The organism is Rhizobium sp. CFBP 8762, assembly GCF_014841565.1.
Taxonomy (GTDB): Bacteria; Pseudomonadota; Alphaproteobacteria; order Rhizobiales; family Rhizobiaceae; genus CFBP-8762.
On the sequence record NZ_JACYUD010000007.1, the window covers coordinates 79,639 to 92,854 of the forward strand.

The following is a 13,216-nucleotide window of genomic DNA, read 5'->3' on the forward strand; positions in this document are numbered from 1 at the left end:
TCATTCCCAGCCCACCGGCCGAGCCCCTTGGCCCAAGTCCACGAGGATATTATGCTCCCACTCCGCTACACCCCTGATATCGAACAACCGGATGCCGACGAGCAGGCCACCATTGACGGCATTATTCAGGGAATGACGCAACAGAGCGAAACCGTCGAAAAGAGAGAGCAACACGCCGTGCGCGCTAGCCACGCCAAAAGCAGCGCCTGTGCTATTGGTGAATTGACGATCTCGCCCGGCCTTCCGCCAGAGTTGGCTCAAGGTCTCTTTGCAAAACCCGGAACGTTCAGCGTTGCCGTGCGCTTCGCACAGGGTCCGGGCGAAACACTTGGCGACCGGGTGTCCACCCACCGTGGCATGGCGATCAAGATTTTCGGCGTTGAAGGTGAGAAGCTGCCGGGGCACAACGTGGATACGCAAGACTTCGTTCTGGCAACCGGCACAACATTTCCGTCTGGAACAGCCAAGGGTTTCCTGCGGGATGGTACGGTGATTGGAAAGGCCACGTCTCTGCCGGAAGGCGTCAAAAGCGTGGTTTCCTCCACCATGCGCAACTTCAACAAATTGCTTCATGCGGTAGGCACCGAAAGCCCGAAAGCGGATTTTTTTGGCCATCCATTCACTCACCCTCTATCGGAGCCGTATTTCAGTCAGGCCCCCATTCGCTTCGGAGAGTATGTGGCAAAAATTGGCGCCTTCCCGGTTTCCGCTGCACAGCAGACGCTGAAAGACTGGACATTGGATCCCCACGACGATGAAAACGGTTTCCGCCACGCGACGGTCGGTTTCTTTGCCGAAAATGAGGTCGTGTATGAAATCCGGGCCCAGCTTTGGGTCAATGCCGACAGCCAGCCGATCGAGGATGCTTCAGTCGATTGGCCGGTCGAAGAAAGCCCCTACCGCACCGTCGCCACGCTGCGCCTGCCTGCGCAAAACGCCTACAGTGCCGCGCGTCAGCATTACTTCGATGACGTCATGACATTCCGCCCGGCCCATAGTCTGGCGGCACACTGTCCTTTGGGCTCGGTCATGCGAGCCCGCCTGCAAGTGTATCAAGCGCTCTCGGCATTCCGACACACGGAAAACGGCATTGCCGAGAAGGAACCAACCACGATTGACGACATTCCCGCATAACGCAAGCTGAGTTGTCTGCCTGGGGTGAGCGAATAGGCTACCCTAGGCAGGCAGGCTTTTACCTGCCAGAAACCGCGCTGCAAACAAATCAAGATGTCCGCCGCCGACATTTTTGAACACCGTAATCTGTGCCTCATCAGTGCGGCCCGGATGCTTGCCGTCGCAAAGGTCAAACAGATCCGCAATGATATCATCCCGAGTGATCAATCCGCTGGCGAGCGGATCGGCGATGTCGCCGGAGCCTTCGCAGCCGTTGCGTGTATCCACGAATATGTGGCCCGCCCGCGCAATCACATCGTCGTCGGCCTCGCGCATGGTGGGCATGTAGGCACCGATGAGATCGACGTGGGTACCCGACTTCAATAAAGCGCCTTTCACCAGTGGCGAGGTTGCCATGGTGACGCAGGTAACAATATCGGCTTTGGCCAACGCAGCGTCGAGGTCGCCGACCGCTTCCACGCGGTAGGACGAAGGCGGCAGGCTCGAGGCCAAGGCGGTCGCCTTTTCGGGATTGCGGTTCCAGATCAGGACACGCTGAATGGATGGGCGAACACTGGTGTGTGCTTCGATCACGTGCGGCGCAAGGCCGCCTGCACCCAACACGAGCAGAACCTCAGCGTCCTTGCGGGCGAGAAGATCGACTCCAAGGGCAGAGTCCGCAGCCGTCTTGCGAAATGTCAAAGCAGCACCGTCGCAGGTCATAAGCGGCGCACCCGTCTTGCCGCTGATCAGCGTTACCAGCCCTTGCACCGAGGGCTCTGGAGGCGTGAGCGCTGTGTTGCCGGGAAAGACGCCGACGAGCTTGACTGCGATGACATCGCCGGATGCCCATGCCACCAGCGTTACGAATTGATTGTCGGCATTTGCGCTGTCGCTCAAGACCTGCACACGCGCTTGCGGCATGGTGGCACCAGTGTGGGCGTCACGCAAAGCGGCTATGAGGGCGGGATACGGCAGGTGGCTGTGAACCTCATCGGCACTGAAATGTTTCATGGCAAATTTCCGGGTTGGCTTAGAGCACTTGTTTTGTCGCATTGTCCGGGCGTGAAAGTGATTCCGCTTTCTCTGGAAATGCTCTAGAGAACGCGCGCAAGGAACGATTGCGTGCGGGCGTGCTGGGGCCGGGAAAGCACGTCGTTCGGCGCTCCGGCTTCGACAATTACACCGCCATCCATAAAGATCAGATGATCGGCAACGTCGCGGGCAAAGCTCATCTCGTGGGTTACCACCACCATGGTCATGCCTTCCTCCGCCAGTTGCCGCATGACAGACAAGACCTCGCCAACCAGTTCCGGATCAAGCGCAGATGTTGGCTCATCAAATAGCATCAGGGTTGGTTGCATGGCAAGCGAACGCGCAATTGCCACGCGCTGCTGTTGCCCGCCCGAAAGCTGGCGCGGATAATAATGCGCCCGCTCCTTAAGGCCCACCTTGTCGAGAAGCGCCATGCCTTCTTCAGCCGCCTGCGCTTTGCCGATGCCCTTGACGATGACCGGTGCCTCGATCACGTTTTCCAACGCGGTTTTGTGCGGAAACAAATTGAAGCCCTGAAAGACCATGCCCATTTTCTGCCTCTGAACGGATAGTTCGTTAAACGACATGCGATAGAGCTTTTCGCCGCGCCAGCGCATGCCAACAGGCTCGCCTTGCAGAAAAATGGCGCCGGAATCCGGCACTTCCAGATAATTGAGGCAGCGCAGCAGGGTACTTTTGCCAGAGCCGGACGGGCCGACGATACAGGTGACATCGCCAGCCGCTACGCTCATATCAATGCCCTTGAGGACGTGGTGGCTGCCATAGCTTTTCGACAGTCGCTCGACATTGAGCAGCGGCATTGGGTTGGGGTTGGCGATACTCACAATGATGCCTCCGCACGACGTGATGTCCAGAACCGGCTTTTGAACAACGAAGCGACAATCCTGCTGATGGAGATCGGCTTACCGTCCGACAGCCGATGCTCGATATAATGCTCGATCAGCGTGAGAATTGTGGACATCAGAAGGTACCAGATGGTGGCGACAATCAGCAGCGGAATGGTCTGATAGGTGCGCGCGTAAATCATCTGGGCCGAGTACAACAAATCCGGCAGCGCCAGAACGCTGACAAGCGACGTGAATTTCAGCATGGAAATGGTGTCGTTGCCAATTGGCGGAATGATAATGCGCAGTGCCTGCGGCAACACGATCCGCCGTAGCGTTTGGCTCTTGGACATGCCGAGCGTTGCGGCAGCTTCGGTCTGCCCACCGCTGACGGCCTGAATGCCGGCGCGGATCATTTCCGCCGCATAGGCGCTTTCGGTAAACGAAAGGCCAAGCAGGGCCGCGCTGAACGGGGTAATGAGATCGTTCATATTGGCGGACCAGAATTGCGGACCAAACGGTATGCCGATCGACAGAACCGGGATCAGCAGCGCCAGATTGTACCAGAATATCAATTGCACAAGCGGCGGAACGCCGCGGAAAAACCAGATCCAGGCCCAGCTGACCGTTTGGAACACCGGGTTGTGCGACAGACGCATGATGGCAAGCACAATGCCGATGGCGAGGCCCCCGATCATCGCAAGACAGGTGAGCAGCAGTGTGCGGCCCAGGCCAGCCAGAATCTCCTTGTCGAACATATACTGCCAGACGACGGACCATTTCAGATTGTCGTTGGTTGCCAGAAGGTGAATGAACATGGCCGCCAGAACCAGAAGAATGGCGCCGCCGATCCACCGGGAGGGATGGCGGACTGGAACGGGCGTAACGGCATGAATATCCGGGCGCTGGGGCTGTGGGGTATGGTCTGTCATCTCTGCTCCGGCTGACTGCTTTGGCCGATACGGCGGGCAAAGCTCCCGCCATATCCAGTATCATGCGCTGCGCTTATTGCAGAACGGGGTTTTCTTTGGTGATCAGAACGGATTTGTCGATCCGACCCGCCGTGATGCCCCACTTGTCCATAATTTTGGTATAGGTGCCATCGGCGATGATTGCATCGATAGCATCGCGAATGACTGCACCCAGAGGATCGCCCCGCTTGACGCCGATGCAGCTATAAACGGCGTTGCTGATGAGGGGCGACACCTCGAATGTACCGATCTGCTTGGCAAAATAGCCCATTTTGGCCGAGCCTGCCGCAACGATCTCAGCGCGGCCGGAAGACACCGCAAGCTCTGCCGCGTTCTGCGTTGCAAACTGCTGCAGATCGATAGGCTTGAGCCCTGCCGCAACGCATTTTTCCTCGTTGATTTTGACCAGGCTCTGGTAATCCCAGGAACCATTGAGGATAGCGACGCTATGGCCGCACAGGTCCTTCTCTTCCTTGATGTCGAGCGGTTTGGTCTTGAGATAGGCGTAGCCGGACCCTTCACGCCGTTGCGCGATAAAGTCGACAATTTCCATACGCTCCATCGTTGCGCCGAAGGAGGAGAAAGCGGCATCGAAGCGTTTGCTGGCAAGGCCGGGAATCAGCGCATCGAACGTCGTGCCAGTGTATTTGAACTCAGCGCCGATACGATCGGAAATCTCCTTGGCGAGATCAACGCTCCAACCCTTCAGCTCTCCATTTTCCATAAATTCATCCGGTGCCCAGTCATTGAACACAGCCACATTCACGCCATTGGTGCGATAGGCCTCCGGCAACGCATCATGCAGAGCCGGAATGACATCCGCATAGGCGCTCGGCGCGAATGCAGTCATCAGCCCGCAGACGAAAGACAGACACCGCAGTTTTGTTTTGAACGTTGAGTAAACTTTCATGACCATTCCCCTTTTGCTTTTCGTCAAAACGAAGACCCACAAACATGGCTCCGTCGATCAATTGTGCGAACGTTCTCATATTTAGGCATTGCATTTTGTTTTCCGTCAAGTGAGAAAGTGACAGAAACCGAATTTGTCGGTCGGTTCGGACAAGAAATTGCTGTTTACAGTGCAGGATACAGGCAAGAGTGCCTGTAATCCGTTGCCAGCACACATAAGGAGCCCACCATGGCGGAAAAAAGAACGTCGAAAGTGACGATCACCGAAGTCGCCAAGCTGGCTGGTGTCAGTACTGCGACAGCCGGCCGGGTTCTTGGGGGGTATGGATATACCAGCGAGGATAACAAGGAGCGCGTGCGCGCCAGCGCCGAAAAGCTCGGCTATCGCCCCAACCTGCTGGCGCGCAGCCTGATCACCGGCAAAACAAAGACAATCGGCGTGGTGGCGGGCGATATACAAAGCCCGTTTTACGCCAGCATTCTGCGCGGCATTGCCGACGTCGCCCGTGCCCAAGGCTTTGGTGTGCTTCTGACCAACAGCGATGAATTGCTGGAACGCGAACTGGAGGCGGTGCAGCTTCTCCTTGAAAAACAGATCGACGGCCTGATCATTGCGCCATGCGACATCTATGATTCGGCACATCTCCATGCGGCGGTCAGAGCAGGATGTCCCATCGTGCAGATCGACCGCATCGTCAACGGTCTTGCAGGTGATTCGGTCACGGTGGACAACCGCGCGGCTTCTCGCAACTGTATCTCGCAGTTGCTGGCAGCCGGGCACCACCGCATCGGCATGATTGCAGAACTTGAGCGGTGGGCCTCCGGCAACGTCGAAACCTTTTTAGACCGCGTACTGGACAGTTCGCTAGACCCCGCCACTCTGTTTCCAAGCTGGCAGCGTCTGTTTGGTTATATAGAGGCCCATGCTGCTGCCGGTATTCCCATTGATCGCGACTTGATCGGCCGTGTTGGCGCCTACTCCGCCGAGGCCGCAAAAACGCGCACCATGGCGCTTCTGTCCCGCCCGGACCGGCCAACGGCCTTGTTTACCGTGGATGGATTGACATCTGCCGTGGCAATGGATGCCATTACGGCGCTCAATTTGCGCATTCCTGATGACCTGTCCCTGATCTGCTTTGATGATCTGGACTGGATGACGTTTATCAAGCCCGGCATCACAGCGGTCGCGCAGCCACTCACCGCCATGGGCGAAGCGGCCGCGCAACTCATGCTGGCGCGCATCAAAGGGGACGATGGCCCCATGCAACATTTGTCGCTGGAGCCGACATTCGCACAGCGCGGCTCGGTGGCCGCACCCATGTTCGCCACAACGGCATAGTCAGTTGGTGAAGTCTCTCAATTCCGGCACATCGCCTGTCAGAACAATGGGCGCTGGGTAGCCGATAGCCCCGTAATACCGGCAGGTTTGTGATGCTGCCTTCGCAGCTTCAGTGAGCAGGACGGAGGGCGTCTCGCCCTGCAACAATCCGTACAGGGTGCGGGCGATAAACGTATCCCCAGCCCCCAGCGTATCGGTCAATTCTGCCGGTGCGGCGGGCACGGAAAGCACCTGCCCCTCCCCCGCCAGAATCGCACCCTCCTCGCCGCGGGTCACAAGTGCCCATGTCGCTCCGGCGGTACGCAACTCTTCCAGAAGCGCCAGGGCGTCGTTGTTCGAAAGCCCGCCCCCAGAAACAGACGCCAGAAAGCACAAAGGCGCGATTGACTGGCGATGATCGGCATCCCGACGGGTGGAAAAATCGTAGGACAGACGAGTTTTGGACGCAGCCTCCGCGACAATAGCGTCCAGTCCGCTCGATTGTCCAATATGGACCGCATCGAAACCGCTGAGGAACGTAAGTTCGGTTGAGGTCGGTTCAATCATCGATACGCCGAGATCAGCCCGTAGAAAAATGCGATCGGCATCCCGATGCCCAATGATGCAATAGGCAGTCGGCCCGCGCTCCACCATGCGCAGATGGCTGACATCCACGCCCTCTTCCACCAGTGCATCGCGGATGAGATAGCCTGCCGTGTCATCTCCGACAGCGCCAATATAGGCGGACTCGCCGCCAAAACGGCGCACAAACACCGACACGTTCAGACAGTTTCCTCCAGGAAGCATGGTCTCCATGGACATATAACAATCAACGACATTGTCGCCCATCGCAGCAATTTTCACCATCTCAATTCTTTCCGATTGACAAGTTGTGAGAACGTTCGCACATTGCACGAAAGCTGTCAATCCGAATGGCGGCCTTGCCCATTTCCGAAACCCGCAGAGGGTTTCCAAACACGAGGACGATATGAAAACTGCCCTGAATGCGGACATTGCCAGCGCGTTGGACGCGCTTGCCTCCACCTCCATCAAACATGTTTTTCTGGTTGCCTGCGGCGGTTCGCTGTCCATCATGCATCCGGGAAAATACTTCCTGGACCGCCACTCCGACGCACTGACATCAGACGTTTACAACGGGGACGAGTTCGTTTGCCGTGATCCGCGTCACCTCAACGCCAACGCGCTTGTCATTTTATGCTCGCAGACCGGCACGACGAAGGAAACAGTGCGCGCCGCGCAGCACGCCAAGTCCAACGGCGCGATCACCATTGGTATGACGCTTGATTCGGCCTCACCGCTGGCACAAGCTGTGGATTATGTGGTCAATTATCAGGCGTCCTACACCACTGGCGTGCCAATTGACGCAGCCGAAAGCAATTACGGCGTGCTTTACATGCTTCTGGCCGGCGTTGTGCGGCTGGCCGACAAGATCGACCATGTTCCATCCTTGCTGAAAAGCCTCAGTCATCTTCAGCCAGCCATCGACAAGGCGCACGCCCAGTTCGCAGACATGTTCGAACAATATGCGCATCGTTTTTACGATAAAAACGTGATCTACACGACCGCCAGTGGCGCTGATTATGGGGCAGCCTATTCCTTTTCCATTTGCGTGCTGATGGAAATGCAGTGGATCAACTCACAAGCGATCCATGCCAACGAGTTCTTTCATGGCCCGTTTGAAGTCGTCGATGAAAACGCGTGCTTCATTTCCTTTGTCGGGCTGGATGAAACCCGGCGTCTGGAAGAGCGTACGGTTGAGTTCCTGAAGCGCTACGGCTCCGCCGAAAACATCATGGTTCTGGATGCCAAAACGCTGGATCTCTCCGGTATCGACGCGGCGTTTCAGGGCTATCTGGTGCCGCTGATCTTCTTCGATACCCTTTGGAAATTCGCCTACAAGCTGGCTGCCCTGCGCGACCAGCCGATGCTGTTAGCCCGCCGGTACATGAAAAAGCTGACCGACTATTGAGCTTGAACGCGGCGGGCGCTGTCTGCCCGCCGCGTATGGTCATAAAATTTAGCCCCGGAATTTGTAGCTGCGGTTCACGGTTTCGCGATAGGCCATGATCTGCAACCCTGCTTCGACTTTTGACCACCCTGCGGTTTCGCGCACCGCCTCGGCGACGTCTTCCACGACATCCGTGCCAAGATGCTCGTTCCAGCCGAAACTGGCACGACGAAACATCACATCTTCCAGCGTCATGACGCTTTCCCTCGCCACCATATCATTGAGTGCCGACACTGGAACGGAAACCCCATCGACGGAGGTGATCACCCCGCGCTGGTCCGTCGCTGCCAATGGTCTCGGTCCGACCTTAACCGCCTGGGGCTCCCTGCTTGGTGAAAACGCCTGCGTTACCGCAGTTGCGATTTCGCGGCCAATCTGCCCGTGCATCATCAACAACCCGCCGGTATACACATAATAGCCGGGAAGACCCGTCATCGCTGGCGTGTGAAGTTGCAGGCCGGATCCGCCTGACGGGGCAGACGGGGCATAGGTACGTGGGCGTACCCCGGCCCAACTGTAAACGATATCCTCATGGCCAAGGTTGAGGTCCGGAAACAGATCGTTCAGTTCGTCAATAAGGGAGGTGATCTCGTTATCCTGCGCGACGAAACCCTTTGCATCTGCCTCGGCACTGCTGTTCACCGGTCCTGCGTAATGCAGCGCACCCCACGGAATCAGGTAGAACGGCGCACCGCTGCGTGACAGGGTTTGCAAACCCTGCCCGCGGAACTCTGCGGGCAACCGCAGGGCAATATTCGTGCCTTTTTCTCCCTGGTTGAGTTGGGCCACGCTTATGCCCGCCGCTCGCGCAATGGTATCCACCCAAGGCCCGGCTGCATTGACGATTGCGCGGGCAGTGGCGCTGAACGGAGCCTTCGTCCGCTTGTCGAAGCAGGTCACACGCCAGCCATCCCCCTCACGCTCAATATGTTGAACCGGGCAATAGTTGCGCACCTCCGCGCCCGCCTCAGCCGCATTCATGACCGTATCAACACAGATGCGCTCCGGCCAATTATACTGGTATTCTACATAGTGGATGGCCCCCACCAACGCGCCTCGTGAACTTGCGCCAGTCAGCATGGGAATGGCACGGGCCGCATTGGCATCCAGAAACGTGTAGGTCAGTCCCTCACCGCCGGTATCCATCATATCCAGAAGGCGAAAACCCGCTTTCATCTTCCAGGGGGAAGCCGCGTCGCGCGCATAGATCGGCAGATAAAAGTCGACCGTCTGCAACCGTTCGGGACTCTGACGAACAAACGCGGAGCGCTCCCGCATCGACCGGCGCGCCAAACCCAGCCGCTGCGCGAATGCCTGCGGTTGGGTTGCGATCGTTGAGAAACTCTCAAAGCCGTTCAGGTAGGCCAAGCCGCAGTACTGCAGTCTGCTTGTACGGCTGGTGGTGACGGCGCCGAAATCACCGGCTTCAACCAGCAGCGTGCTGTGGCCTGCGGCTATCAAATGATTAGCCGCAGCCGCCCCCGTAATACCGCCACCAATGACGATAACATCGAAAATCTGCATGCGCTCAACCCCGAGAAACATTGGAGTGAGAACGTTATCACAAGTCGATGTTGTGCGGCTAGAGCATTTCCAGGTAAAGCGGTATCGCTTTACCGTTCGGACAATGCGACAAAACAAAAGGTTAGAGCATTGCCGGCGAACACGTGTTCGCCGGCAATGCTCCAGTGCCTGTATCCGTGTTTGGCTTAATGAACGTCTGTCATCATGGACAGTGCGTTGGCACAGGCGGCACCGGAGGCGGTATTGTCAAACACGCACCAGCCGTCGTCCGCAACGTAACGGGCGAAAGCACGGATATCCTCGTCGGTATAGGACGAGTAGTAGACCCTGGGACTGCCATGCAGGCGCACATAAGGTGCTGGACCTGAAAAGCTGCGGGCGAGCCATACGCGTTCAGGATCGGCCAGCACCCGGCCTATGTCATAGCGCTCGAGCAAAGCCAAGGCCTGATCAGACGCCCAACTCTTGTGCCGCACTTCGATGACTATGGGCTTGGCGTGGACGTCGCGCATTGTCTCGAAGGCATGCTTTGCCTCATCCTGTTCAAACGCCAAAGACGGTGGCAACTGGCAAAGCAAAGGACCCAGCTTGTGCCCGAGTGGAGCAAGCGCGTCGACAAAGGACGAGAACATTTCATCAATGTCGATCAACCGACGGACATGGGTAATATCCTTCGGTATTTTCACCGCAAATCGGAAGTCCTCAGGCACGCTGTCAGACCATCGCGCAAACGTTGATGCTTTGTGGTGGCGATAAAAGGTGGAGTTGATCTCTACACCCCGAAACACGGCAGCGTAACGGGCGAGCCCGCTTCCTTCCGCAAGAAATCTGTCCGCCACATCCTTGGGTATCGCCCACGCCGCCGTCGCAATGATCGCCAAAACCGTCTCCTACCTGACATGCCTCCCCTTATACCGCATCCAGAATCTGGCGCTGCAACTCAACGGCGCTCGGGTCTGCCAGTTCCTGCCGGGGGCGCTCCAGATTAACGGCGATATCGAGCGCGATTGTGCCTTCCCGAAGCACGATGACCCGATCTGCCAGTGCAACTGCTTCGGCCACGTCATGGGTGATTAGCACGGTGGTAAAGCGTCGTTCGATCCAGATGCGCTCCAGCAGGCGGTGCATTTCTATCCGCGTAAGCGCATCGAGCGCGCCGAACGGTTCGTCCAGCAACAGGATCTGCGGGTGGCTGACCAGCGCCCGGGCCAGCGCCACGCGCTGACGCTGCCCGCCAGACAGAACACTGGGCCAGGCCGCCTCGCGGCCCTCCAGACCAACATCGGCCAGTGTCCGGCGCGCGGTTTCCTGCCAGTCTGGTCCGCGCGCTATGCCGACATTTTCCAGCGTGCTTTGCCAGGGCACCAGCCGCGCTTCCTGAAACAGCAGCCGCACCGAAGGGTGGAGACGGTCAATCGTGTGCCCGTCGATGGCAACACGCCCGGCGGTTGCGGCGTCCAGACCTGCAATCAACCGCATGAGCGTTGACTTGCCGCCGCCGGAGCGTCCAACAACTGCCAGAAACTGGCCAGCGGGCACCTCCAGATTGAAATGCTCAAGCACCGAGATCTGGCCGAAGGATTTGCCCACATGCGACAGGGAGATTGGCAGTCCGCCAGCGAGCGTTTCCGGGTGACGGGCGGTCGCAGTCACGATCGCGCTCATTGGGTCACACCCTCTCCCGTCTGGTAGGCCGGATGCCAGACAAGCACACGCCGCTCGATAGCGCGGGTCGCAACATCTGCCCCTTTGCCGAGCAAAGCGTACACAATAATCCCGAGCAGCATGACGTCGGTTTGGAGAAATTCGCGTGCGTTCATGGTCATATATCCAATCCCGCTTGGAGCCGAGATCGTTTCGGCAACAATCAATGTCAGCCACATAAAGCCCAACGCATAGCGCAAGCCCACGAGAATGGAAGGCAGCGCACCCGGCAGAATAATGCGCCGGATCAGCGCCTTGCGGTCCAACCCGTAAACCGAGGCCATTTCCACCAGCTGCGGGTCAATCGTGCGAACGCCGTAAAACGTGTTGATGTAAATCGGGAAAAACACGCCGATGGCAACCAGAAAAATCTTCGGCGTTTCGCCGATCCCGAACCAGAGAATGACCAACGGTATCAGCGCCAGATGCGGAATGTTGCGCACCATTTGCAGGGTGCTGTCGAGCAGCGTTTCCGCAGGCTTCCACAGACCGTTCGCAATGCCAATGATAAAACCGAGACCGCCGCCAATCACCAGCCCGATCAGCGCCCGCTGGGTGGAGGCCAGCGTGTGGTAAATCAACGAGCCGTCCACCAGCGCGCGCCAAAAGGCGACCGCCACGGTGGATGGCGCGGGCATCAGCCGTGCATTGACCAGACCGGTGCGGGTGGCAAGTTCCCAGAGGATTAGCAGCACGATGGGAAGAGCCCAGGGCGCAAGGGCCTTTTTCAGCCCGGTCACGCTGAGTCTGCGACCCTTATCGGCAGTAAACCCCGCCACCGACACATCCGCCATCAGCCACCGCCTTTGCGCACGACATCCGCAATGACGATCTTTTTCGGAATCAGACCGATTGCCAGAAACGCGTCCGCAACAGCCTGTTGCTGGGCAATCACGCTGTCATCCAGCGGCTTGATCCCAAAGGACTGGCGTTCCAATGCTTTTGTCAGCACATCGGCTGGAATACCGACCGAGGGTGAGAGTTCGGCAGCAGCGGCAGCGGTGTTATTCTTGGCCCAGTCATCGGTTTCCGAAATGGCTTCCACCACAACATCGACGGCTTCCGCATTGTTATCCACAAAGGGCTTGGCACCCAGATAGAACTGATGGTTGGGCACAATGCCTTCACCATTGCGCAGTTCGCGGGCCTCGATAGATACCTCGGCAGCGGCCTGGAAGGGGTCCCAGATGGCCCACGCGTCCACAGCCCCTTGCTCAAAAGCGGCTCGGGCGTCGGCCGGAGGCAGGAAGGACGTTTTGATATCGGTATATTTCAAGCCAGCCTCTTCCAGTGCCTTGACCAGCAGGAAATGAACGTTTGAGCCCTTGTTCAGCACAACATTCTTGCCCTTAAGGTCTGCCACCGTTTTGATCGGGCTGTCCTTGGGGACCAGAATAGCTTCTCCACGGGGCGCTGGCGGCTCATGCGCCACATAGACCAGCGGGGCACCAGCGGCTTGCGCAAAAATCGGTGGTGTTTCACCCGTCGTGCCAAAATCGACCGCGCCGACATTCAGTGCTTCCAGCAGTTGCGGACCGGCAGGAAACTCCGTCCAGGTGACGGTATAGCCAATCTTTTCCAGCTTCTGCTCCAAAAGACCCTTGCCTTTCAACAGCACCAGCGTTCCGTACTTCTGATAGCCGATGCGCACCACCTTATCGGCAGCAGACGCTGGCCCTGGCGCCCATAACGGCAAGGCTAACGCTGCTACAGCCAGAGCGGCAAACAGTCTGCGAGACATCATCATATGTTCCCCTATCCTTTTGTT

General features: G+C 57.8%; 13 protein-coding genes. 3 read left to right on the forward strand and 10 right to left on the reverse strand.

Going from position 1 to position 13,216, the window contains the following annotated elements; genetic code table 11:
- Nucleotides 1-51 precede the first annotated feature (51 nt).
- Nucleotides 52-1,134: a catalase family protein gene (locus IFT84_RS15870; protein WP_192121101.1), complete on the forward strand. Its 1,083-nt coding sequence runs from the start codon at nt 52-54 to the stop codon at nt 1,132-1,134.
- 42 nt (nt 1,135-1,176) lie between these two features.
- On the opposite strand, the gene IFT84_RS15875 is transcribed toward IFT84_RS15870, so the two are convergent.
- From IFT84_RS15875 to IFT84_RS15890, 4 genes are all read right to left on the reverse strand, one after another.
- The gene (locus tag IFT84_RS15875; RefSeq protein ID WP_192121103.1) at nt 1,177-2,127 is read right to left on the reverse strand and encodes an ornithine cyclodeaminase family protein; all 951 of its coding nucleotides are present in this window, start codon (nt 2,125-2,127) and stop codon (nt 1,177-1,179) included.
- 83 nt (nt 2,128-2,210) lie between these two features.
- Nucleotides 2,211-2,969 (reverse strand): amino acid ABC transporter ATP-binding protein, encoded by a 759-nt coding sequence (locus IFT84_RS15880; RefSeq protein WP_244651253.1) that lies wholly within the window; start codon nt 2,967-2,969, stop codon nt 2,211-2,213.
- Between the two features lie 20 nt (nt 2,970-2,989).
- A complete protein-coding gene (locus IFT84_RS15885; protein WP_192121105.1) occupies nt 2,990-3,925 on the reverse strand; it encodes an amino acid ABC transporter permease in 936 nt (311 codons plus the stop codon).
- Between the two features lie 73 nt (nt 3,926-3,998).
- Nucleotides 3,999-4,874: an ABC transporter substrate-binding protein gene (locus tag IFT84_RS15890; RefSeq protein WP_244651244.1), complete on the reverse strand. Its 876-nt coding sequence runs from the start codon at nt 4,872-4,874 to the stop codon at nt 3,999-4,001.
- A 228-nt stretch (nt 4,875-5,102) separates the two neighbouring features.
- On the opposite strand from IFT84_RS15890, the gene IFT84_RS15895 reads away from it, so the two are divergent.
- Complete coding sequence (locus IFT84_RS15895; RefSeq protein ID WP_192121107.1) at nt 5,103-6,212, forward strand: LacI family DNA-binding transcriptional regulator; 1,110 nt, start codon at nt 5,103-5,105, stop codon at nt 6,210-6,212.
- Here IFT84_RS15895 and IFT84_RS15900 read toward each other — a convergent pair whose 3' ends face one another.
- Entirely contained in the window at nt 6,213-7,058 is an 846-nt protein-coding gene (locus IFT84_RS15900; protein ID WP_192121109.1) for a PfkB family carbohydrate kinase, read from the reverse strand.
- 121 nt (nt 7,059-7,179) lie between these two features.
- Between IFT84_RS15900 and IFT84_RS15905 the strand changes: the two genes are divergently transcribed.
- A complete protein-coding gene (locus tag IFT84_RS15905; protein WP_192121111.1) occupies nt 7,180-8,181 on the forward strand; it encodes an SIS domain-containing protein in 1,002 nt (333 codons plus the stop codon).
- 48 nt (nt 8,182-8,229) lie between these two features.
- On the opposite strand, the gene IFT84_RS15910 is transcribed toward IFT84_RS15905, so the two are convergent.
- The 5 genes from IFT84_RS15910 to IFT84_RS15930 form a co-directional block, all read right to left on the reverse strand.
- Nucleotides 8,230-9,744, reverse strand: a complete 1,515-nt coding sequence (locus IFT84_RS15910) for an FAD-dependent oxidoreductase (RefSeq protein WP_192121113.1) — start codon at nt 9,742-9,744, stop codon at nt 8,230-8,232.
- A gap of 185 nt (nt 9,745-9,929) precedes the next feature.
- On the reverse strand, nt 9,930-10,625 hold the full coding sequence (locus IFT84_RS15915; protein ID WP_192121115.1) for a DUF72 domain-containing protein: 696 nt from the start codon (nt 10,623-10,625) through the stop codon (nt 9,930-9,932).
- 28 nt (nt 10,626-10,653) lie between these two features.
- The gene (locus IFT84_RS15920; protein WP_192121117.1) at nt 10,654-11,409 is read right to left on the reverse strand and encodes an ABC transporter ATP-binding protein; all 756 of its coding nucleotides are present in this window, start codon (nt 11,407-11,409) and stop codon (nt 10,654-10,656) included.
- The gene (locus IFT84_RS15925; RefSeq protein ID WP_192121119.1) at nt 11,406-12,242 is read right to left on the reverse strand and encodes an ABC transporter permease subunit; all 837 of its coding nucleotides are present in this window, start codon (nt 12,240-12,242) and stop codon (nt 11,406-11,408) included. Before IFT84_RS15925 ends, IFT84_RS15920 begins: the two co-directional genes overlap by 4 nt.
- Nucleotides 12,242-13,195, reverse strand: coding sequence for a sulfonate ABC transporter substrate-binding protein (locus IFT84_RS15930; protein WP_192121121.1), 954 nt, complete (start codon nt 13,193-13,195; stop codon nt 12,242-12,244). The genes IFT84_RS15925 and IFT84_RS15930 overlap by 1 nt, the downstream gene beginning before the upstream one ends.
- Nucleotides 13,196-13,216 lie beyond the last annotated feature (21 nt).